Source organism: Streptomyces sp. GQ60 (assembly GCF_059758875.1).
The window spans coordinates 390,490-411,657 of sequence record NZ_JCAXEG010000002.1; the positions used below are offsets into that span (position 1 = coordinate 390,490).

Annotated in this window: 16 protein-coding genes; 10 read left to right on the forward strand and 6 right to left on the reverse strand. The window is 74.2% G+C overall.

The window, feature by feature from the left end:
- Positions 1 to 35 precede the first annotated feature (35 nt).
- Positions 36 to 1,586 carry an ATP-dependent DNA ligase gene (locus AC6CKD_RS06775; RefSeq protein WP_498325830.1) on the reverse strand — a complete coding sequence of 517 codons (1,551 nt, stop codon included), beginning with the start codon at positions 1,584 to 1,586 and terminating at the stop codon, positions 36 to 38.
- Positions 1,587 to 1,881: 295 nt separating this feature from the next.
- Here AC6CKD_RS06775 and AC6CKD_RS06780 point away from each other — a divergent pair, with 295 nt between their 5' ends.
- From AC6CKD_RS06780 to AC6CKD_RS06790, 3 genes are all read left to right on the forward strand, one after another.
- Positions 1,882 to 4,602 carry an alpha/beta fold hydrolase gene (locus AC6CKD_RS06780; RefSeq protein ID WP_498325832.1) on the forward strand — a complete coding sequence of 907 codons (2,721 nt, stop codon included), beginning with the start codon at positions 1,882 to 1,884 and terminating at the stop codon, positions 4,600 to 4,602.
- A complete protein-coding gene (locus AC6CKD_RS06785) occupies positions 4,599 to 5,522 on the forward strand; it encodes an ABC transporter permease (protein WP_498325833.1) in 924 nt (307 codons plus the stop codon). The genes AC6CKD_RS06780 and AC6CKD_RS06785 overlap by 4 nt, the downstream gene beginning before the upstream one ends.
- Positions 5,523 to 5,618: 96 nt before the next feature.
- Positions 5,619 to 6,365 carry a carbonic anhydrase gene (locus AC6CKD_RS06790; protein ID WP_498325834.1) on the forward strand — a complete coding sequence of 249 codons (747 nt, stop codon included), beginning with the start codon at positions 5,619 to 5,621 and terminating at the stop codon, positions 6,363 to 6,365.
- Positions 6,366 to 6,379: 14 nt separating this feature from the next.
- Here the strand turns inward: AC6CKD_RS06790 and AC6CKD_RS06795 are convergent, their stop codons facing one another.
- Positions 6,380 to 7,327, reverse strand: coding sequence for an aldo/keto reductase (locus tag AC6CKD_RS06795; protein WP_498325835.1), 948 nt, complete (start codon positions 7,325 to 7,327; stop codon positions 6,380 to 6,382).
- 430 nt (positions 7,328 to 7,757) lie between these two features.
- On the opposite strand from AC6CKD_RS06795, the gene AC6CKD_RS06800 reads away from it, so the two are divergent.
- A complete protein-coding gene (locus tag AC6CKD_RS06800) occupies positions 7,758 to 8,750 on the forward strand; it encodes a hydroxyacid dehydrogenase (RefSeq protein WP_498326280.1) in 993 nt (330 codons plus the stop codon).
- Here the strand turns inward: AC6CKD_RS06800 and AC6CKD_RS06805 are convergent.
- The gene (locus AC6CKD_RS06805) at positions 8,738 to 9,538 is read right to left on the reverse strand and encodes a sugar phosphate isomerase/epimerase family protein (RefSeq protein WP_498325836.1); all 801 of its coding nucleotides are present in this window, start codon (positions 9,536 to 9,538) and stop codon (positions 8,738 to 8,740) included. The genes AC6CKD_RS06800 and AC6CKD_RS06805 overlap by 13 nt on opposite strands.
- Positions 9,535 to 10,671: a LacI family DNA-binding transcriptional regulator gene (locus AC6CKD_RS06810; RefSeq protein WP_498326281.1), complete on the reverse strand. Its 1,137-nt coding sequence runs from the start codon at positions 10,669 to 10,671 to the stop codon at positions 9,535 to 9,537. Before AC6CKD_RS06810 ends, AC6CKD_RS06805 begins: the two co-directional genes overlap by 4 nt.
- A 239-nt stretch (positions 10,672 to 10,910) precedes the next feature.
- Between AC6CKD_RS06810 and AC6CKD_RS06815 the strand changes: the two genes are divergently transcribed.
- From AC6CKD_RS06815 to AC6CKD_RS06840, 6 genes are all read left to right on the forward strand, one after another.
- Positions 10,911 to 12,035: a Gfo/Idh/MocA family protein gene (locus AC6CKD_RS06815; RefSeq protein WP_498326283.1), complete on the forward strand. Its 1,125-nt coding sequence runs from the start codon at positions 10,911 to 10,913 to the stop codon at positions 12,033 to 12,035.
- Entirely contained in the window at positions 12,032 to 13,189 is a 1,158-nt protein-coding gene (locus AC6CKD_RS06820) for a dihydrodipicolinate synthase family protein (protein ID WP_498325837.1), read from the forward strand. Before AC6CKD_RS06815 ends, AC6CKD_RS06820 begins: the two co-directional genes overlap by 4 nt.
- Positions 13,186 to 14,031, forward strand: a complete 846-nt coding sequence (locus AC6CKD_RS06825; RefSeq protein ID WP_498325838.1) for a sugar phosphate isomerase/epimerase family protein — start codon at positions 13,186 to 13,188, stop codon at positions 14,029 to 14,031. The genes AC6CKD_RS06820 and AC6CKD_RS06825 overlap by 4 nt, the downstream gene beginning before the upstream one ends.
- Before the next feature lie 107 nt (positions 14,032 to 14,138).
- On the forward strand, positions 14,139 to 16,532 hold the full coding sequence (locus AC6CKD_RS06830) for a polysaccharide lyase 8 family protein (protein ID WP_498325839.1): 2,394 nt from the start codon (positions 14,139 to 14,141) through the stop codon (positions 16,530 to 16,532).
- Between the two features lie 61 nt (positions 16,533 to 16,593).
- Positions 16,594 to 18,210: a N,N-dimethylformamidase beta subunit family domain-containing protein gene (locus AC6CKD_RS06835; protein ID WP_498325840.1), complete on the forward strand. Its 1,617-nt coding sequence runs from the start codon at positions 16,594 to 16,596 to the stop codon at positions 18,208 to 18,210.
- Positions 18,211 to 18,335: 125 nt separating this feature from the next.
- Positions 18,336 to 18,725: a VOC family protein gene (locus tag AC6CKD_RS06840; protein ID WP_498325841.1), complete on the forward strand. Its 390-nt coding sequence runs from the start codon at positions 18,336 to 18,338 to the stop codon at positions 18,723 to 18,725.
- 65 nt (positions 18,726 to 18,790) lie between these two features.
- Here AC6CKD_RS06840 and AC6CKD_RS06845 read toward each other — a convergent pair whose 3' ends face one another.
- Together AC6CKD_RS06845 and AC6CKD_RS06850 are read right to left on the reverse strand one after the other, a co-directional pair.
- Positions 18,791 to 20,329, reverse strand: a complete 1,539-nt coding sequence (locus tag AC6CKD_RS06845; RefSeq protein WP_498325842.1) for a PE-PGRS family protein — start codon at positions 20,327 to 20,329, stop codon at positions 18,791 to 18,793.
- The gene (locus AC6CKD_RS06850) at positions 20,307 to 21,134 is read right to left on the reverse strand and encodes an ABC transporter ATP-binding protein (protein WP_498325843.1); all 828 of its coding nucleotides are present in this window, start codon (positions 21,132 to 21,134) and stop codon (positions 20,307 to 20,309) included. The genes AC6CKD_RS06845 and AC6CKD_RS06850 overlap by 23 nt, the downstream gene beginning before the upstream one ends.
- Positions 21,135 to 21,168 lie beyond the last annotated feature (34 nt).

Sequence of the window (21,168 nt, forward strand, 5' to 3'; positions counted from 1 at the left end):
CTGGCAATCCGCCTTGCCTCTGAGGCAAAGCCGCGTTACGACGCGCCGTCGGCTCCGGGCGGGCCGCCGAGCACCGTCTCCACCGTGTCCGCGTCCTGCGCCCGCTTGTCGGGGCGGTGGCGCAGGACGCGCGCGAAGCGGAGGGCCACGCCGGCCGGGTAGCGCGGGGAGCGCTGCAGCCCGTCGTAGGCGATCTCCACCACCAGTTCGGGCCGCACCCGCACCGTGTAGCCGTCGTCCTCGACCGCGAGCTCCCCGAGCCGCTCGGTCTGCCAGCGCAGCATCTCGTCGGTGAGCCCCTTGAAGGTCTTGCCGAGCATCGCGTAGCCGCCGTCGGCGGTCCGGGCGCCCAGGTGCAGATTGGACAGGAGGCCGGTGCGCCGGCCGTGGCCCCGCTCCACGGCGAGGACCACCAGGTCCAGGGTGTGCACCGGTTTCACCTTGAGCCAGTATTTGCCGCGCCGGCCGGCCGCGTAGGTGGAGTCGAGGGCCTTGAGCATCACGCCCTCGTGTCCCCGGCGCAGGGTCCGCGCCCAGAACTCCTCCGCCTCTGCCGACTGCGCCGCCGGGTCCTCGACCACCAGCCGGCCGACCCGGGACTCCTCCGGAACCAGGGCCGTGAGCGCCGCGTACCGTTCGCGCACCGGCAGGTCGAGGAGCACGCGGTCGCCCGCCACCAGCACGTCGAAGAAATAGGGGACGACCGGGAGCGTCCGCCGGGCGGCCTCGACGTCGGCACGGGAGCCGACCCGGCTCGCCACCTCCTGGAACGGCACCGGCCGCCCGTCCGCCACGGACCGTCCGATGACCTCCCCGTCGAGGATGAACCGGTCCCCGGGAAAGGACCGGGCCAGCTCGGCCACTTCCGGCAGCCGGTCGGTGATCTCGTCGAGGGAGCGCGTGTACACCCGTACCTCGTCCCCCTCGCGGTGGACCTGCACCCGGATCCCGTCGAGCTTCTCCTCCACCGCGCACGGCCCGAGCGCGGCCAGCGCCTCCCCCACCGACTTGGCGGTGTTCGCCAGCATCGGCTGTACGGGCTGCCCCACGCGCAGGGTGACCTCGCGCAGGGCCGCCGCCCCGTCGGCGAGCACGGCCGCCGCCACCCGGGGCAGGGAGCCGTCGAGCATCGCGGCCCGGCGCAGGTCGGCGGCGGGCACCCCGGCCGCGGCGGCCACCCCCTCCAGGGCCACGGCGTCGAGGGCGCCCTGGCGCACCTCCCCGGAGAGCAGGCTGCGCAGGAACCGCTGCTCGGCCGCGGTCGCGGCGCCGAGCAGCGCGTCCAGGATCCGGCGGCGCTCGGCCTGTGCGCCGGTCCCGGCCACGGCGGCGAGCCGGGTGACCGCCTCGTCGACGGCGGTCACGGTCAGCGTGGGCTCGGGGGCCGGCTCGGTCTCCCCGGCGAGCGCGCGCCAGCCGATCCCCGGGCGGCCCTGCGGGAGCCGCCCGGCCAGGTAGGAGACCACCAGGGCCGCCTCCTCGGCGGGAGCGGCGGCGAACAGCTCCGCGAGCAGGGCGGTCTTCCTCGACCGGGCGGAGGTTTCGGAGACCTCCCGGGACACGCGCGCGACCTCGGCGAGCAGCATGCGGCCATCCTCCCGCCGGGCGCCCACCCGCGCAGCCCGACACCTCCGGTCTCGCCGGCGTTCGCGGCGCGGGATCCGGGGCGGAGCCCCCTACGCGGCGGAGCCGCAGGATGCCGCACAGCCGGGAAGGGGCGGGCCGGGGCGGGGGCCGGGGGCGGGGGGAACCGCGCCCGGCCCGCAGTGCCCCGCGTACCGCAGGCGCGGTACGCCGACCGGCCGGCGTAGTCCTTGAGAACGTCCGGAGTTCAGCCTGCGGGAGCGCGGCCACCGGCTGCCTGGCGCTTAGGGTTCCCGTATGAAGCTCCGACTGCCCCGGCGCCGCCGAAGCCGCCTGCTCGCGGGCGCCGCCGCGCTCGCCGTCGTCGCGGGGGCGGGCACCCTCACGGCCGCCGCCGCGACCGGCGACGCCCCGTCCGTGCGCCGCGAGGACAAGGTCCTCGACATGCCCGGCGCCGGGATCGACATCTCGTACTTCACGGCCGGAGAGGACGGCGGGCGCGGCCGGCCCGCCGTGCTCCTCGCCCACGGTTTCGGCGGCAGCAAGGAGGACGTGCGGCCGCAGGCCGAGCGCCTCGCCCGCGACGGCTACGCCGTGCTGACCTGGTCGGCGCGCGGCTTCGGCCGTTCCGGCGGGAAGATCGGGCTGAACGACCCCGAGTACGAGGTCAAGGACGTCTCCCGGCTGATCGACTGGATCGCCGCCAGGCCCGGGGTGCGGCTCGACGCGGCGGGCGACCCGCGCGTGGGCGTCGCGGGCGGCTCCTACGGCGGGGCGGTCTCGCTGCTCGCGGCCGGCAGCGACCCCCGCGTGGACGCCATCGCCCCCTCGATCACCTACTGGAACCTCGCGGACTCCCTCTTCCCCGGCGGCGTCTTCAAGAAGCTGTGGGCGGGCCTCTTCTTCACCACCGGTTCCGCGGGCGGGCTGCAGCCGGGCGCCTCCGCCCAGGGCGCCGCCCCGCGGGCGGCGGCCCCGGCCGCTCCCGGCTGCGGACGGTTCCAGCCGGAGCTGTGCGCCATGTACGAACGGGTCGCGGTGGCCGGGCAGCCCGACCCCGAGGCCCGCGCGCTGCTGGAGCGGCGCAGTCCCTCCGCGGTCGGCGGCGCGATCAAGGTGCCGACCCTGATCACGCAGGGCCAGGACGACTCCCTCTTCCCGCTGGACCAGGCCGATGCCATGGCCCGGGCGATCGCCGCCAACGGCGCGCCCGTCTCCGTGGACTGGGCGGCCGGCGGTCACGACGGGGGCATGCGCGAGGCGGACCGCGTCGAGGACCGGGTGAAGACCTGGTTCGACCGCCACCTCAAGGACGACACGGCCGTGGACACCGGCCCCGCCTTCCGCGTCTCGCGCTCCGGCGGCATCGACTCCACCGACGGCCAGGTGACCCTGCGCGGTGCGAGCGGCTCCGCGTATCCCGGGCTGCTGTCCGGTCCGCGCGAGTTCGCCCTGACCGGCCGGGAGCAGACCTTCGCCAACCCGGCGGGCGGAGCCCCGCCGGCGCTGTCCGCGCTGCCGGGCATCGGCGGCCAGCTCGCCGCCCTCGGAGGCGGCCTCTCGCTGGACTTCCCCGGGCAGAACGCCCGGTTCGACTCGGAGCCGCTGACCGGGGAAACCCGGATCACCGGGACCCCGACCATCACCCTAAAGGTGAGGTCTACAGCTGAGGACGGTTCGGCCGTCCTGTTCGGCAAGGTGTACGACGTCAGCCCCGACGGCCGCCGGCAGGTGCTGCCGAGCCAGTTGGTGGCCCCGGTGCGGGTGGAGGGCGCCCAGCAGGACAAGACCGTCGAGCTGCGGCTGCCCGCCATCGACCACGCGGTCGAGGCCGGGCACCGGCTGCGGCTCGTCGTCGCCGCCACGGACCTCGGCTACGCCTCTCCCGCCGTGCCGGCGGCCTACACCGTCTCGGCACAGGGCCCGCTGGCCGTGCCCGTCGCGGGCGGGGTGCGCACGGCGTCCTCCGGACTGCCCGCCTGGACCTGGTGGATGCCGCTCGGGGCCGCGCTGCTGGCCGCGGCACTCGTGGGGATCCGCAGGACCGGCCGGGGGCCGGGCGGGGGACGGGCCCGCGCGGCGCAGCCCGACCCGGCGCTGGCCGACGTACCGCTGGAGATCACGGGGCTGACCAAGCGCTATGCCAAGGCGCAGGACCGCTACGCCGTACGGGACCTGTCCTTCCGGGTGGAGAAGGGCCAGGTGCTCGGCCTGCTCGGGCCCAACGGCGCGGGCAAGACCACGACCCTGCGGATGCTGATGGGCCTGATCACTCCGGACGCCGGGGAGATCCGGGTCTTCGGGCACCAGGTACGGGCCGGCGCGCCCGTGCTCTCGCGGGTCGGGGCCTTCGTGGAGGGTGCCGGCTTCCTGCCGCACCTGACGGGGCGTGCCAACCTGGAGCTGTACTGGCAGGCCACGGGCCGCCCCGCCGGGGACTCCCACATGGAGGAGGCCCTGGAGATCGCCGGGCTCGGCGACGCCCTGGAGCGGGCGGTCCGCACGTACTCGCAGGGCATGCGCCAGCGCCTCGCGATCGCACAGGCCATGCTCGGCATGCCGGACCTGCTGATCCTCGACGAGCCGACCAACGGCCTGGACCCGCCGCAGATCCGCGAGATGCGCGACGTGATGATCCGGTACGCGGCCGGCGGGCGGACGGTCATCGTCTCCAGCCACCTGCTGTCGGAGGTCGAGCAGTCCTGCACGCACCTGGTGGTCATGGACCGCGGGCGGCTCGTCCAGGCGGGCGAGGTGTCCGAGATCACCGGCGGCGGGGACGTCCTGCTGGTGTCGCTCGCCGAGCCGGTGGACGAGGCGGTCGTCGGGAAGATCGTCGCGCTGGAGGGAGTGGAGTCCGTGGCGAGCGCCGAGGACGGTCTGCTCGTACGGCTGGACGGCGCGAGCGCCGCCGAGCTGATCGCCGAACTCGTACGGCTGGAGGTGCCGGTGTCCGGAGTGGGGCCGCACCGGCGGCTGGAAGACGCGTTCCTCACCCTGATCGGAGGCGCGGCATGAACACCGTGACGGATGTGAACGCGGACTCGCCCGCGAACGCGAAGGACGACGTGGCGCCGGGCGGCATCGGCCGCGAGGTCGCGCACGGCTACCGGGCGAACCGGACGCTGCCGCTGCGCGTGGAGGCGCTGCGGCAGTGGCGCCGGCGGCGGACGCTGGTGATGGGCGGGATCCTGGCCGCGCTGCCCTTCATCCTGATGATCGCCTTCGCGGTGGGCGGCGGCCCGGGCAGCCGCGGCGGCGACGGCCGGATCACCCTCATCGACACGGCAACGGCCTCCGGCGCGAACTTCGCGGCCACCTGCCTGTTCGTGTCGGCCGGGTTCCTGCTGGTGGTGCCGGTGGCGCTGTTCTGCGGGGACACGGTGGCCTCGGAGGCCAGTTGGTCCTCGCTGCGCTACCTGCTGGCCTCCCCCGTGCCCAGGGCCCGGCTGCTGTGGAGCAAGCTGGTGGTGGCGCTCGGGTTCAGCCTGGCCGCGATGGTGCTGCTGCCTCTGGTGGCGCTCGCAGCGGGTACGGCGGCCTACGGATGGGGGCCGCTGGAGCTCCCCGCGGGCGGCTCGCTGCCCGCCGGGGACACGGTCGGGCGGCTCGCGATCGCCGTGGGGTTCGTCTTCGTCTCGCAGCTGGTCACGGCCGGGCTGGCGTTCTGGCTGTCGACTCGGACCGACGCGCCGCTGGGCGCGGTGGGCGGGGCGGTCGGCCTGACGATCGTCGGCAACGTGCTGGACGCGGTGACGGCGCTGGGGTCCTGGCGGGAGTTCCTGCCGGCCCACTGGCAGTTCGCATGGGCCGACGCCTTGCAGCCGCAGCTCGAATGGGGTGGGATGATCAAGGGAACGGTGGTGTCGGTGTCGTACGCGGTGGTGCTGTTCGCGCTCGCGTTCCGCGGATTCGCGCGCAAGGACATCGTGTCCTGAGGTTCGGCCGTCGGTGGCCAACCCCGGCGGGCCCTCGTGTGCCTGCCGCCGCGGCGGCCCGTACTCCCCAAAGAATCGCCCCGGTCAGGACGCTGGGTGAGCGGCGGCCTCAACCACCCCGACCGGGGTCCGGACCGCCGTGCGCTGGTGGCGCAGGCGCAGGATCCGTACGGCGTGATCCTGGCGTGCATCGACTCCAGGGTGCCGCCGGAACTGCTCTTCGACACCGGGCTCGGCGACCTGTTCGTGCTGCGCACGGGCGGGCAGGCGGTGGGCCCGGTGGTGACCGGGTCGGTGGAGTTCGGGCCGGTGACGGCGGGCACCCCGCTGATCCTGGTCCTCGGGCACCAGCGCTGCGGGGCCATCGACGCCTCGTACAAGGCGCTGCGGGACGGCGACCCGCTGCCTGGCAACCTGCGGGCGATCGAGAAGGCGCTGGTGCCGGCGTACGAGCTGACGGTCAAGGACCCCGGCGCCGACCCGGTCGACACGATGATCCGCAATCAGATCAGGGTGACGGCGGACGAGCTGCGGGACAACGCGGACCTGGCGCCCCTGGTGCGGAAGGGCTCGCTGGCCGTGGTCGGCGCCTACTACTCGCTGGACACCGGTCAGGTGGAGGTGCTGACGGGGACGCCGACACCGACGGGGACCGCTTCCGCCAGCCCGTCGGCCAGTGCGTCGGCCAGCGCCTCCGGGAGCGCCTCGCCGAGCCCGTCGGGGTCGCCGTCGGCGTCGCCGTTGGCATCGGCATCGGAGTCGGCATCGGAGTCGGCATCGGAGTCCGCATCCGCATCCCCGTCGGAGGCCGCGTCCGTCGGTCCTTCGCCCGACGCCTCCTGAAGGCCGGGCTCAGGTCATGCGGCGGCCACCGCGACGGCGTCGACCTCCGCGAGGAGCTCGGCGTCGAGCGGCCGGTCGGCCACGGCGGCGTTGGCCCGCACCTGCTCGGCGGAGGTGGCTCCCGCGATGACGGAGGCGCAGCCGGGCTGAGCGGAGAGCCAGCCGATGGCGAGTTCCAGGACGGTGCGCCCGTGCTTGTCGGCGAGCGCCGCCAGGGCTTCCACGATGTCGAGGCGCTCGTCGGTCAGGTAGGCGTCGCGGCCTTCGAGGCGGGACCCGGCGGGGACGGGGGCGCCCCGGCGGACCTTTCCGGTCAACAGCCCGTTGGCCAGCGGGAAGTACGGCAGCACGCCGACCCCGTAGTGGAGGGCGGCCGGGACGAGCTCGCGCTCCGCCGACCGCTCGAGCAGCGACCATTCGTTCTGGGCCGATACGAAGGGTGCCGCGCCGGTCTCGCGGGCCACGTGGGCGGCTTCGGCGAGCTGCCAGCCGCTGAAGTTGGAGTGGCCGATGTAGCGGATCTTGCCCTCGGCGACGAGTTCGGTGAGCGCGGCGAGGGTCTCCGCCACGGGCACGGCCGGGTCGGGGCTGTGGAGTTGGCAGAGGTCGATGTGGTCGGTCTGCAGGCGGGTCAGGGAGGCCTCGACGGCGCGCCGGATGTAGGCGCGGCCGGCGCGGGAGCCGGCGGCGGGTCCGTAGCCCATGTCCACGCCGTCGTAGCCGAACTTGGTGGCGAGGACGACCTGGTCCCGGCGGCCCTTGAGGGCCTCGCCGAGGTGGGTTTCGGAGCCGCCGCGGCCCCCGTAGATGTCGGCGGTGTCGAGGAGGGTGATGCCCGCGTCGAGGGCCGCGTCGACGACGGCGCGGGTCGCCCGGGCGTCGAGGCGGCCGCCGAAGTTGTTGCAGCCGAGCCCGATCGCCGAGACCTGCAGACCGGAACTGCCCAGGGGGAGATGGCGCATGGATTCTATTCCTCCGCACTCGTCCGCACATGATCGACTGGACGGCAGTCTAGGGCGCGTCCTTCGGGTCGGGGGCGGTGTGCTCGGTAGTCGACGTCCACGGGGGTCAGTTCGACGGTCGAGCCGGTCGGGCGCGTCGTAGTCGTAACGGGTGACGGTGGGCTTCAGCCCGGGTCGCCGAAGTGAGGATGCGCTCTTGACGACATGATCGTCCGCACAAAAGGATGAGGCACTCGAACAGCTCCCGGGCCCCTTCACCCCGTGGGGACCGGCTCGCTCCCGCGCACGTGTCGTTTCCGGCGTCGCGGCCGGGGTTTGTGACCATCGGGACTTCGGATCTCACCGCAGGAGCCGTCAAGTGACCCACCCCGCCTCCGACTCCGCCTCCTTCCCTCCCGCCGTGCCCCGCCGACCCGTCACCGTGCTCGCCATGAGCCCCGGGACCCGGGCCGCCGTCCTCGGTGAGCGGGTCCTTCCGGAACTGGTCCGGGTCGCCGATGTGGACCCCGGGCTGCTCGTCACCGACTTCGGCGCCGCGTGCTCCGAGGACGCCCTGCGCCGGCGGCCGGCCGTGGCCGAGGTCCTGTTCACCGGGTGGGGATGCCCGCCGCTGGACGCGCGGGCGCTGGAACTGATGCCGGAGCTCCGAGCCGTCGTGCACGCCGCGGGCAGCGTCAAGGGCCACGTGACCCAGGCCTGTTGGGACCGCGGGCTGCTGGTCTCCAGCTCCGCCGCCGTGAACGCCCTGCCCGTCGCGGAGTACGCGCTCGCCGCCATCCTGTTCTCCAACAAGCGGGTACTGGACTCCGCGCACGCCTACCGGGCGGCCCGCGGCTACGTGGACCCGCTGCGCCACTACCCCGCCGCCGGCAACTACCGCCGTACCGTCGGCCTGGTCGGCGCCTCCCTCATCGGCCGCCGCGTACTGGAACTGCTGCGCCCGTTCGACCTGCGGGTGCTCGTGCACGATCCGTACGCCGATCCGGCCGAGCTCGCCTCGCTCGGCGCCGAGGCCGTCGCCCTGGACGAACTGCTCTCCCGCAGCGACGTGGTGAGCCTGCACGCCCCCGAGCTGCCGCAGACCCGCCGGCTGCTGGACGCGTCCCGGCTGGCCCTGATGCCGGACGGAGCCACCCTCGTGAACACCGCGCGCGGGTCGCTCGTCGACACAGCGGCGCTGACCGGGGAGCTGGTCTCGGGGCGGCTGCACGCCGTGCTCGACCACACCGAGCCGGAGGTGCTTCCCACCGGCTCCCCGCTGTACGACCTGCCCAACGTGCTGCTCACCCCGCACGTGGCCGGCTCCCTGGGCGGGGAGCTGGACCGGCTGGCGGGGTCCGCCGTCGAGGAACTGGAGCGCTACGCCCGGGGGTTCGGCTTCCGCCACGCCGTCGACCCGTCCCGGCTCGGCTACTCGGCCTGACGGCCGGCCGCGCGGACCAGCCCCTCCAGGTACGCCCGGCCCGGCCCGAGCCGCTCCGGGAGTTCGCCGGCGCCGGGATACCAGCGCTTCTCGTACTCCCAGCAGAGCCAGCCGCGCGGCGGCGCGAGGGCCACCGCGTCGGCGAGCGGCAGCGCTCCTCCGCCGAGAGCGAGCGGGGTCAACTCGTGCGCGGACGCCACGTCCTTGACCTGTACGTAGCCCAGGTGCCCGGCGAGGGCCCGGCTGGACTCCGCCGGCGACTCGCCCGCGAGCCAGGTGTGCAGTACGTCCCACAGCGCGCCCGCGCCCGGGTGCGCGACCCGGTCGAGCACCCGGGCCGTGGCGGCCGCGGTGCGGTGCGAGTCGTGGGTCTCCAGCAGGATCCGCACCCCGTGCCGCTCGGCGAAGGACGCGGCGGCCCGGAGCCTGCGGACCGCGTGGGCGTCGGCGTCGGCCGGCGGCAGGTCGCCGCCGCCGGGAAAGACCCGTACGTAGGGGGCTTCGAGGTCGGAGGCGAGCCGGACCAGGGCCTGGATCCCGGCGAGGACGGGCTCGTCGGGGCCGGGCACGGCCACCCGGGCGTAGCCGGCGACGCCGAGGACGGCGACGCCCGCGGAGGTCAGGGTGCGCAGGCCGGTCGCGCGGTCGCCGGCCGGGCTGTCGGGATGCAGGGGCTCCTCGGGGTGGGCCCGCAGTTCGAGGGCGTCGTAGCCGTGCTCGGCGGCGAGGGCCGCGCTGCGCTCCAGCGGGGTGCCGGGCAGCCCCAGGGTGGAGAAGGCGTACCTCACGGACGGCCGCCTTCGACGGCGGTAGGCGGGGGCGCGGCGACGGTCGGGGGCGCGGTGGAGAGCGGCGGCGCGGTGGAGGGCGGCGGCGCGGTGGAGGCGCGCACCATCAGCTCGGCCGGCAGCGTGGTGATACCGCCGGGGGGCAGCGCTTTGCGGCCCGTGACGAACTGGGCCGCGAGGACCCCCGCTTCGCGCAGCGGGACCCGGACCGTGGTGAGGGCGGGGGCGGTGTCGACGCAGACGGGCAGGTCGTCGAAGCCGGCGACGGAGACGTCCTCGGGTATCCGCAGGCCGGCCTCGCGCAGGGCCGCGGCGACCCCGGTGGCGACGGTGTCGTTGGCGGCGGCCACCGCGGTGAAGGGCACTCCGCGGCGGAGCAGTTCACGGGTGGCGTCGTATCCGGCGGAACGCTCGAACCCCGCGTGCACGGTGAGGCCGGCGCAGTGCGCGGGCAGTGCGGGGTCGTGGTCGCGCAGGGCGTCCTGGTGTCCGGCGAGGCGCTCGCGGGTGGTGCTCAGTCCGGGCGGGCCCGCCACGTAGGCGATGTGCCGGTGGCCGAGCGTCAGCAGGTGCTCGGTGAGCCGGAAGGCGCCGCCGCGGTCGTCGAACATGACGGTGGCGACGGGGAGTCCGGCGGGCATGGGCAGCGGGGGCCGCCCGCACAGCACCACCGGGGCGCCGGTGGCCGCGATGCGGGCGAGGCGGGCGGCGAGCGCCCGGGTGTGCTCCGGCTCCTCCACGGCTCCGCCGGTGAGGACGACCCCGCCGGCCCGCTGGCCCTCCAGGAGGGCGAGGTAGTCGAGCTCGGCGGCCGGGGCACCCTCGGTGTTGCAGACGACGGCGAGCCTGCGCGCGCCGCCCTGTCCGCCGGGGCCCAGGGCGCTCTGCAGGGACCCGGCGAGGATCCCGAAGAAGCTGTCCGCGACATCGTGGACGAGGACGCCGACCAGGTCCGAGGTCGCGGCGGCGAGGGCCCGCGCGGGGCCGTTGGCGATGTAGCCGAGGTCCTCGACCGCCCGCTCCACCCGGGTCCTGGTGGCGCCGGCCACCGGGTACCCGCCGTTCAGTACGCGCGAGACCGTGGCGGGCGATACGCCCGCCTGCGCCGCCACTTCGGCGAGTGTGACCGCCATCATCCCCTCCTTCCGATCCGTCCCGGGTCATCGTCTCATCCGGTGGGTGGATCTCCATAGCCACCGGCGAAGAAAGCGCTTTCCATCACTCGAAAGAGTCTTGCCCCCCGACACTGCCCGGGCCTAGCCTGATCGGAGGGAAAGCGCTTTCTATGCGGTTTCTCGGCAACTCCGCACAAGGAACACCGCGACAAGACGAAGGAGGGGACACCGTGCAGCGCAGGACGATCAAGATCGCCATGAACGGCGTCACCGGGCGAATGGGATATCGCCAGCACCTGGTCCGCTCCCTGCTCGCACTGCGCGAGCAGGGCGGCCTCGACCTCGGTGACGGGACCGTACTGTGGCCCGAGCCGGTGCTGGTCGGGCGCCGCGAGGAGGCCCTCCGGGCCATCGCGGAGCGGCACGGCCTGGAGCACGTGAGCACGGACCTGACGGCGGTGCTGGCCGACCCCGAGGTCGAGATCTACTTCGACGCCCAGGTCACCAGCGCCCGCGAGGCGGCCGTGCGGCAGGCCGTGGCGGCCGGCAAGCACGTGTACTGCGAGAAGCCCACCGCCCTCACCTTCGAGTCCTCGCTCGAGATCGCGCGCCTGGCCGACGCGGCCGGCGTCAAGCACGGGGTGGTGCAGGACAAGCTGTTCCTGCCGGGCCTGCTCAAGCTCAAGCGGCTCATCGACGGCGGCTTCTTCGGCGAGATCCTGTCCGTCCGCGGGGAGTTCGGATACTGGGTCTTCGAAGGCGACTGGCAGTCCGCGCAGCGCCCTTCGTGGAACTACCGCTCCCAGGACGGCGGCGGCATCGTCGCCGACATGTTCCCGCACTGGGAGTACCTGCTGCACGAACTGTTCGGCCGGGTCCGCACGGTGCAGGCACTGACGCGCACCCACATAGGCCGCCGCTGGGACGAGGACGGCAAGCCGTACGAGGCCACCGCGGACGACGCGGCGTACGGGATCTTCGAGCTGGAGGGGGGCGCCGTCGCGCAGATCAACTCCTCCTGGGCGGTCCGGGTCAACCGGGACGAGCTCGTGGAGTTCCAGGTGGACGGCACGCACGGCTCGGCGGTCGCCGGGCTGCGCGGCTGCCGGATCCAGCACCGCGCGACGACTCCGAAGCCGGTGTGGAATCCCGACCTGCCCCTGACCGAGACGTTCCGCGACCAGTGGCAGGAAGTCCCCGACAACACCCCCGCGGACAACGGCTTCAAGGCCCAGTGGGAGCTGTTCCTGCGCCACGTCGTCCGGGACGAGCCCTGGCAGTGGGACCTGCTGGCCGGGGCCCGCGGGGTGCAGCTCGCCGACCTCGGGCTGCGTTCCTCGGCGGAGGGCCGGCGGCTCGTGGTCCCGGAGGTGGCGCTGTGAGCATCCGGCTCCCCTCGGCGGACGGCGGGCTGCGCCTCCACGCGCCGGTCACCGCTCCGCTGGCGCCCCTCACCTGCGGCCCGGCCGGCAGCCGCACCTTCTACTCGGCCGCGCACGTGGTCGCCGACCCCCTCTCGGCCTCGGCCGAATCCGGCCCGTTGATCGACTGGGAGGGCACGCTGGCCTTCCGGCGCACCCTGTGGGCGCAGGGCCTCGGGGTCGCCGAGGCCATGGACACGGCGCAGCGCGGGATGGGCCTCGACTGGCCGGCCGCGGCGGAGCTGATCCGCCGTTCGACCGCCGAAGCCCGGTCGGTGGGCGGCCGCATCGTCTGCGGCGCGGGCACCGACCAGCTCACCCCCGACACCACGCACTCCCTCGCCGCGGTCACCGCGGCGTACGAGGAGCAGTTGGCGCACGTCGAGGAGTGCGGGGCGACCGCCGTGCTGATGGCCTCGCGGGCCCTGGCCGCGGCGGCGAGCGGACCTGAGGACTATCTGGAGGTGTACGGCCGGCTGCTGGGGCAGAGCTCCCGGCCGGTGGTCCTGCACTGGCTGGGGCCGATGTTCGACCCGGCACTGGAGGGGTACTGGGGGTCCGCGGACCTGGACGAGGCCACGGACGCCTTCCTGAAGATCATCTCGGAGCATCCGGAGAAGGTCGACGGCATCAAGGTCTCGCTGCTCGACGCGGGGCGCGAGGTGGACATCCGGCGGCGGCTGCCGACGGGCGTGCGCTGCTACACGGGCGACGACTACCACTATCCGGAACTGATCGCCGGGGACGGCGAGCTGGCCAGCGACGCCCTGCTGGGGATCTTCGACCCGATCGCCCCGATCGCGGCACGGGCGGCGCTCGCCCTCGACCGGGACGATACGGCCGGGTTCCGGGAGCTGCTGGATCCGACGGTGGCGCTGTCCCGGCACCTGTTCGCTCCGCCCACCCGCTACTACAAGACGGGCGTCGTCCTCTTGGCCTGGCTCGCGGGACACCAGGAGCACTTCGCGATGGTGGGCGGACTGCACTCGGCCCGCTCGCTCCCCCATCTGGCCACCGCCTACGAACTGGCCGACAATCTCGGCCTGTTCCCGGACCCCGAGCTCGCCGAGGCCCGGATGCGCCAGCTCCTCGCACTGCACGGGGTGGCATCGTGAGCCCGGCGACGGCGCCGGCGCCGGCCCGGTTCAGCCTCAACCAGGAGACGATCCGCCAGTGGTCCCTCCCCGAGCTGGTGGCCGGGTGCACCGGCGCCGGGGTCGGCGCGGTCGGGCTGTGGCGCGATCCCGTACAGCGGTTCGGAGTGCGGGAGGCCGCGAAGCTGGTCGCCGATGCCGGGCTCCGGGTCAGCTCGCTGTGCCGGGGCGGCTTCTTCACCGCCGCCGATCCGCTGGGGCGCGCTGCCGCCCTCGAGGACAATCGCCGCGCCGTGGAGGAAGCCGCCGAGCTGGGCGCCGACGCCCTGGTCCTGGTCTCGGGCGGCCTGCCGGACGGGGACCGGGACCTGACGGGAGCCCGGCGGCGGATCGTCGACATCCTGGGCGACCTGGTCCCGTACGCCGCCGGGCACGGGGTGCGCCTGGGGATCGAGCCGCTGCACCCGATGTACGCGGCGGACCGCTGCGTGGTCTCCACGCTCGGTCAGGCCCTGGACATCGCCGAGGAGTTCCCGGCCTCGCGGGTGGGGGTGGTCGTCGACTCCTACCACCTGTGGTGGGACGAGCGCCTGCCTTCCGAGGTGCGCCGGGCCGGAGAGGCCGGGCGGATCGTGTCCGTCCAGGTCGCCGACTGGGTGACGCCGCTCCCCGAGGGCGTGCTGCTGGGGCGCGGACAGCTCGGCGACGGCTCGATCGACCTGCGGGCCTTCCGGGAGCTGACCGACTCCGCCGGGTACCTGGGGCCGGTCGAGGTGGAGATCTTCCATCCCGGGCTGTGGGCCCGCGACGGCGAAGAGGTGCTGCGGGAGGTGATCGACCGCTACCGCGAGCACGTCGCATGAGGTGGAGGGGGTGCGCGTGAAGGGGGGCGTGTGAGGGGGCATGGGCCGAGATCCACGGGGGCCGCAGCGTTTCGGGCGAATCAGCGTTTCAGTCAAAGGAGACTGTGATGACAGATGTATGGAGCCGCCGTGCCTTCCTCACGGCGGTCGGCGGCGGCGTGGTGCTGCTCGGTACCCAAGCCTTCCCGGCGACCGCCGGGACGGTCACCTCGGTGCACGCCGCCATGCGGGCGGTCTGGCAGGGCCTCGTCCTGGGGTCCGTGCCCTCCCCCACCGCGGAGCCCTTCCGCGCCCGGCTGACCGCGCTGGGCGCGCAGGCGGGCCAGTGGCGCGCCTCGATGGCCCCGGCGACCGGTTCGCTCTGGCCCGACCAGGTCTTCACCACCAACCCCGACGGGATGGCGCAGAGCTACTACCGGTTGCGGAGCATGGCGGAGGCCTACGTCAGACCGGGGACGGGGGTCACCGGCGACGCCGCGCTGCGCACCGCCGTGCTGACCGGGCTGGACCACCTCCACACCCAGGTCTACAACGCCGGCCAGGCGCGGTACGGGAACTGGTGGTGCTGGCAGATCGGCGCGCCCCAGGCGCTGCTCGACACCATCGTCCTGATGTACGGCCACCTCTCGGCGGCCCAACTCGCCGGCTACTGCGCCGCCGTGGACCACTTCGTACCGGATGCGTCCGTCGGCCCGTACACCGGTACCAGCACCGGAGCGAACCGGGTGGACCTGTGCCGGGTGCTCGCGCTGCGCGGAGTGGTCGGCGGCGACGACGCGAAGATCGCCCTGGCCCGGGACGCGCTCACGCCGGTGTTCCCGTACGTCACCTCCGGCGACGGGCTCTACCGGGACGGCTCCTTCATCCAGCACACCTACGTCGCGTACACCGGCTCGTACGGCTCGGTCATGCTCGGCGGACTGGGCCTGCTGTTCGGCCTGTTGAAGGGAACGGCGTGGGAGGTCACCGCCCCGGGCGCACAGATCGTCTTCGACGCGGTGGAGCACGCCTGGGCGCCGTTCCTCTACAACGGACTGATGATGGACGCCGTATCGGGGCGGGCTCCCAGCCGGGGGGTCCAGGTCTCCGATCCCCTTCAGGCTCAGCTGGACGACCACACCCGCGGGCACTCCGTCCTCGCCGCGATCCTGCTGCTCGCCGAGGGCGCGAGCACCGCCGAGCGGACGCGCTGGCGCGGCCTGGTGAAGGGCTGGGCGGCGCGGGACTATTACAGCCCGCCGCTGGCTGACGCCACCCAGAGCCTGTCGGCCCTGGCCCGCCTCTCCGAGGTCGCGGCGGACGCCACCGTCACGGCCGCGCCGGAGCCGGTGGCGCACCGGCTGTTCCCCTCGATGGACCGGGCCTCGCACCGCGGACCGGCGTGGGCGGCCTCCCTGTCCATGGCCTCGAAGCGGATCACGCACTACGAGACGGGAAACGGCGAGAACCTGCGCGGCTGGCACACGGGCAGCGGCATGCTGTGCTGGTGGGGCTCCACCTACGGGAACGGCCAGTACTCGGACGCGTTCTGGCCCACGGTCAATCCGTACCGGCTGCCCGGGACCACCGCCTCCCGCAAGGTGCTGGCCGACGGAGCCGGGGGCGACTGGGGCGCCTCCCGTCCGGACGCCACCTGGGTCGGCGGCACGACCGACGGGGAGTTCGCCTCGGTGGGCCAGCACCTGAAGGGACCGGGCAGCACCCTCACGGCCCGCAAGTCCTGGTTCTTCCTCGACGACACGGTGGTCTGCCTGGGCGCCGGGATCAGCTCCACCGACGGCGCGGCGGTCGACACGGTCATCGACAACCGGAACCTGGGCGCGACCGGCGCCCACGCCCTCACCGTCGGCGGCACGGTCCAGCCGGCCACGCTGGGCTGGACCGCCTCCTTCCCCGGGCCCGGGTGGGCGCACCTGGCGGGCTTCGGCGGGTACGTGATGTCGGGTTCGGGCACCTTCCGGGCGCTGCGGGAGGCACGCACCGGCCGCTGGAGCGACATCAACCGGGGCTCGTCCACCACGGCCCTGACCCGGCGCTATCTGACCCTCTGGTACGACCACGGGACGAACCCGGCCGCGGGCAGCTACGTCCACCAGCTGATGCCGGGCGCCTCGGCCGCCCAGACGTCGGCGCGGTCCGCCGCCACCGGATGGCTCACCGTGCTCGCCAACAACCCGACCGCCCAGGGGGTGGCGGTGGGCTCGCTCGGCTTCACCGGGGTGAACTTCTGGCAGCCCGCGACGATCGGCACCCTGCAGGCGAGTGCGCCGTGTTCGGTCACGGTGCGGGAGCTCGGCGACGGCACGGCCGTGGTCTGCGTCTCGGACCCGGCCCGCACCCTGTCGGGACTGACCCTCGTGTGGAACCGGCCCGTCACCCAGGTGCTGTCCCGGCCGGCGAGCCTGGTCTCGGTGGGCACCGGGAGCACCCTCCAGCTCGGCTTCGGCAGCCTCACGGCCCTGGAGGGCGCGAGTCAGGTGGTGAAGGTCAGGCTGGGCTGATCTCCGGGCACGCTGTGGGGTGATATAAGCGCAGCCCACAGCGTGACATAGCGTGCCCTGTATGGATCAGGAGCACATATCCGGGGACGGCGAAGGCGCGGACAGGCGGCGGTTCCTCGCCCTGGCGACGGGGGCCGCGGCCACCGCCGCCGGGCTGGGCGCCGTGGCCGGCTGCGCGAACGGGGACGGCGCAAGGGCGGACGGGGCGGGGCCCGGCGAGAGCCCGGCGCCCTCCGGTCCCCCGGCGAAGGAGGAGGGGCCCCGCGGCTTCGACGTCCAGGCCGAGAACGCCCGCCCGGGGAACGCCGACTGGCAGGTCTCCAAGGCCGGCCCGGCCCGCGCCATCGAGGGCTTCGCCGACCGGGTCAGCGTGCTGCCCGGCGAGTCCTTCGGCCTGCACGTCTCCACCACCGCGCCCCGCTTCACCGTCTCCGCCTACCGCATGGGCTGGTACGGCGGCGCCCGGGCCCGCCTCGTCTGGCGCTCCGAGGCCCTGCCCGGGGTGCGCCAGCCCGACCACACGGTGGACCCCGTGACCCGTACGGTCCGCACCCGGTGGGCCCGTAGCGCCACCGTCGAGACCAAGGACTGGCCCGAGGGCTGCTACCTGCTGCGCCTGGACGCGCAGGGCGGCGAGGGCCAGCGGTTCGCCCCCGTCACCGTGCGCTCCGCCGCCACGGCCGGACGTACCGTCGTGGTCAACGCGGTGGCGACCTGGCAGGCGTACAACCGCTGGGGCGGCTACGGCAGCTACGACGGGCCCAGCGGCGGATACGCCTCGCGCTCGCTCGCCGTGACCTTCGACCGGCCCTACCAGTACGACGACGGCGCGGGCCTCTTCCTCGTGTACGAGGCTCCGCTGCTCGCGCTCGCCGAACGGCTCGGCATCCCCCTGGCGTACACGACCACCACCGACGTGGCCCGGGAGAAGCGGCTGCTGGACGGCGCCTCGGCGGTCCTCTCCCTCGGGCACGACGAGTACTGGTCGCCCGAGCAGCGTGCGCACGTCACGGCGGCCCGGGACGCGGGCACCAACATCGCGATCCTGGGCGCGAACTGCTGCTACCGCCGGATCCGGCTGGAAGCCTCCGAGCTCGGACCGGACCGTACGGTGGTCTGCTACAAGTCCTCCTACGAGCAGGACCCCGGCTTCAAGCGCGGCCACCCCGCCACCGTCGACTTCCGTTCCCCACCGGCCGCCGACCCGGAGAGCACGCTGCTCGGCGTGATCTACGACGGATACCCGGTGGACGCCCCGTACGTGGTGACGAATCCGGGCCACTGGCTCTTCGAGGGCACCGGCGCGCAGGCGGGCGACAGCTTCCCCCACCTGGTCGGCGTGGAGTACGACAAGGTCAGCACCGGTTTCACGACTCCGCGCCCGATCGAGATCCTGGCCCACTCCCCGGTGGTCTGCGAGGGCCGCCCCAGCCACCAGGACACGGCGTACTACACGACGCCGGGCGGCGCCGCCGTCTTCGCGACGGGGACGATGCGCTGGGTGGAGGCCCTCGACGCGGAGGGCGACGGCCGCAGCGGAGCCAATCACGGCCTGGACGCGCGCTCGGGCGCCCTGACCAGCCGGGTGACGGAGAACCTGCTGCGCGCCTTCGCGGCGGGCCCGGCGGGACGGACGCATCCGGCGCAGGACAACGTGAAAGCGGTGTACGGGGGTTAGCCCACCCCATCACCCTGGACTCCACCCGAAAGGGGTGTTTATGATCATGTGACGGCATCGCGTGTCGGTCACCGGCCGGGTGAGGCATGGAGGTGCCGTGACGTGCCTTTCGGAGGCATCCACACATGACGGTTCAGCTCAACCACACGATCATCCACTCCCGTGACCACCGGGAGTCGGCCGAGTTCCTGGCGTACTTCCTCGGCCTGGAGGTCGGAGCCCCCTGGGGCCCCTTCATCCCGGTCGAGACCGCCAACGGCGTCACCCTGGACTTCGCGACCGTCCCCGCCGAGTCCATCACGGCCCAGCACTACGCGTTCCTCGTCTCCGAGGCGGAGTTCGACGAGGCCTTCGAGAAGATCAAGCGGGCGAAGATCACCTACTTCGCCGACCCGCACGGGCAGCGCCCCGGCGAGATCAACCACAACGACGGCGGCCGCGGCGTGTACTTCCAGGACCCCTCGGGCCACGGCATGGAACTGATCACGGTCCCGTACGGCGGCTTCAAGGAGTAGGACCGGCCCGGCAGCGGAGGGCTCGCGCGCCCCCGCTGCCGGATCCCGTGCACGGCGCGGTGCGTTCACTCGAGCATGCGCCGCATGACCCACACCGGCAGCGCCGGGTTCCGGGCCGCCGCCCGCGCCGTCTCCTCGTCCGCGAGCAGCCCGACCAGTGCGGGCACCGGCAGCCTCGGATGCTCCGCGGCTTCCCGGCGGACCGACGGGGCCGGGTCTCCGAGCAGCCGCAGCGCCGACTCCCCGGACAGCCGGGGGTCGGTCGCCGCCCGGGCCCGGACCTCCTCGTCCTCGTCCCGGCTGAAGCGTTCCACCAGCTCCGCCGTGGAGTCCGGGTCGTCCAGCGCGAGCTGCCGCAGCCGCCGGTTGGGGTCCTCGGCGTAGCGCAGCAGGTTCCGGCCGGGGAAGTTCGGGTGGCCGTAGGGGCGGTTCGGTGTGGAGAAGCTCCCGGTCCACCAGTTCCAGACCTCCAGCAGCATCTCCGCCGGGGCGTCGTCGCACCGCTCCGCGAGGAACAGCCGTACGGTCCGGTCCTCGTCGCGGGCCAGCCGCTCCACGACATCGGCCGGCAGCCGCCGGGCCGTCGCCACACTGCCGCGCAGCACGGGGTGCACGGAGCCGGCGAGTCGCCGCATCGCCTCGGGATCACCGTGCAGGGCCATCACCCACGGAGCGGGGTGGCGCATGCCGTCCAGTTCCAGGCCCGGCAGGAAGCCTGCCCGCTGCTCCTCCGTCAGCTCGGGCCGCAGCGATACGGCGAGGCGCACGCTGTGCTCCGGGTCGGCGGCGAGTGCGGCCACCTGGCCGGGCTCCAGGTACGGGTTCTGCGCGAGGCAGCAGCGCCACATGGTGTCGGTGTCCGCACGGAGGCGGAGCACCAGTTCCGGTGCCAGCCGCCGGGTCTCCACCAGGTCGAACGTCTTCCTCACCCTGTCGAAGAGCTCGCACGTGACCGGGACCTCCTCGTGCCGGGCCAGCGCGACCGCCGTCCGCACCACCTCGGCGGGGTCCTCGGCCAGGCGGGCCCGGGTCCCCTCGTCGAAGCCCGCCCAGGCCGCCACGGCCGCCGCCGCGCGCACGGTGGCCGCCGGATCGCGGGCCAGGGCCGTGAGCAGCCGCTCCGGCACGCCGGGCAGGCTCGCGGCGTCCGCCCGGGCCTCCTCGGAGCGGGCCGCGGCCAGCGCTTCGTACACGTCCTCCGTCAGCACGCCCCCGGCTGCGAGCGCCAGGGACGCCAGCTGGTAGCGGCGCCGGTCGTCCGGCTCTTCCCGCACGAGCCGGGACCACTGTTCGGTGGTGAGCGTGACGCAGGTCCGGGTGCCGGTCCTGAGGAACCGCAACGTGACGCCCCGGTGCTCGGCCAGGCTGCCGCGCACTGCCCGGTCCGGGTGCGCGATCGCCGCCTCCACGACCGCTTGCGGCAGGTCCGCCCGGTACAGCAGCTGGTCGCTGATGCCGAGCATCGCCACCAGGATCTCGTCGGGCGCGGCCCGGTTCATGCTCAGGCCCTCCAGTCTGTCCTGGCGCAGCCGCCGGCCCACCGCCTCCCCGAACTCCAGCCCGTCCCAGTCCGCCGTCGCGTCAGTGCCCCGTTCGCTCCCCATCCTCCGGAAGGTAGACGATGTTGACCGCGCCCGTCGTCGGGTGGGTGGCGACGCGGGTGCGGACCCCGTAGACCTCGGCCAGCAGGGGCTCCGTCAGCACCTCCGCCGGGGTGCCCGAGGCGGCCACGCGGCCGCCCGCCAGGACGTACAGGCGGTCGCAGTACATCGCCGCCAGGTTGAGGTCGTGCAGGACCAGCAGGGCGGTGGCCGGCAGGGCGCGGACCAGGCCGAGGATCTCCAGTTGGTAGCGGATGTCCAGGTGGTTGGTCGGTTCGTCCAGGGCGAGCAGGCCTGGGTCCTGGACGAGGGCGCGGGCCACCAGGGCGCGCTGGCGCTCGCCGCCCGAGAGCCCGTCGAAGCGGCGGCCCACGAAGGCGGCCGCGCCGACGGTGTCCAGGGCGCGCGCGACCCGGCGTGCGTCGTCCGGTCCGTCCTGCTCCCAGAACCGTTTGTGCGGGCTGCGCCCCATGGCCACCACCTCGCGCACGGTCAGCCCGAAGGTGCCGGCCGCGTCCTGGGGCACCACCGCCACCCGCCGGGCGCGGTCCTTGACGCCCAGCGAGGCCGCGTCCACGCCGTCCAGCAGGACCCGCCCGCCGGTCGGGCGCAGGGCGCCGTAGACGCAGCGCAGCAGTGTCGTCTTGCCGCTGCCGTTGGGGCCGACGACTCCGACCGTCTCGCCGGGGCGGGCGGTGAGGTCGATCCCGTGCAGCAGCGGCTGCCCGTCGATCTCGTAACGCACGGCCTCGACGGCGAGTTCCGCGGCCCCCAACCCAGACGTCGACTCTGCCGTCGGCCCAGACATCGGCCCTGCCGCCGGCGCCGCCGGCCGTCCCGCC

What these genes read in the sequence shown, in the direction of transcription:
- AC6CKD_RS06835 (WP_498325840.1), top strand. Translation starts at nt 16,594, where the DNA reads ATGGATCAGGAGCACATATCCGGGGACGGCGAAGGCGCGGACAGGCGG.
- AC6CKD_RS06850 (WP_498325843.1), bottom strand. Translation starts at nt 21,134, where the DNA reads ATGTCTGGGCCGACGGCAGAGTCGACGTCTGGGTTGGGGGCCGCGGAA.
- AC6CKD_RS06810 (WP_498326281.1), bottom strand. Translation starts at nt 10,671, where the DNA reads ATGGCGGTCACACTCGCCGAAGTGGCGGCGCAGGCGGGCGTATCGCCC.
- AC6CKD_RS06785 (WP_498325833.1), top strand. Translation starts at nt 4,599, where the DNA reads ATGAACACCGTGACGGATGTGAACGCGGACTCGCCCGCGAACGCGAAG.
- AC6CKD_RS06800 (WP_498326280.1), top strand. Translation starts at nt 7,758, where the DNA reads ATGAGCCCCGGGACCCGGGCCGCCGTCCTCGGTGAGCGGGTCCTTCCG.
- AC6CKD_RS06845 (WP_498325842.1), bottom strand. Translation starts at nt 20,329, where the DNA reads ATGGGGAGCGAACGGGGCACTGACGCGACGGCGGACTGGGACGGGCTG.
- AC6CKD_RS06830 (WP_498325839.1), top strand. Translation starts at nt 14,139, where the DNA reads ATGACAGATGTATGGAGCCGCCGTGCCTTCCTCACGGCGGTCGGCGGC.
- AC6CKD_RS06780 (WP_498325832.1), top strand. Translation starts at nt 1,882, where the DNA reads ATGAAGCTCCGACTGCCCCGGCGCCGCCGAAGCCGCCTGCTCGCGGGC.
- AC6CKD_RS06795 (WP_498325835.1), bottom strand. Translation starts at nt 7,327, where the DNA reads ATGCGCCATCTCCCCCTGGGCAGTTCCGGTCTGCAGGTCTCGGCGATC.
- AC6CKD_RS06840 (WP_498325841.1), top strand. Translation starts at nt 18,336, where the DNA reads ATGACGGTTCAGCTCAACCACACGATCATCCACTCCCGTGACCACCGG.
- AC6CKD_RS06815 (WP_498326283.1), top strand. Translation starts at nt 10,911, where the DNA reads ATGAACGGCGTCACCGGGCGAATGGGATATCGCCAGCACCTGGTCCGC.
- AC6CKD_RS06775 (WP_498325830.1), bottom strand. Translation starts at nt 1,586, where the DNA reads ATGCTGCTCGCCGAGGTCGCGCGCGTGTCCCGGGAGGTCTCCGAAACC.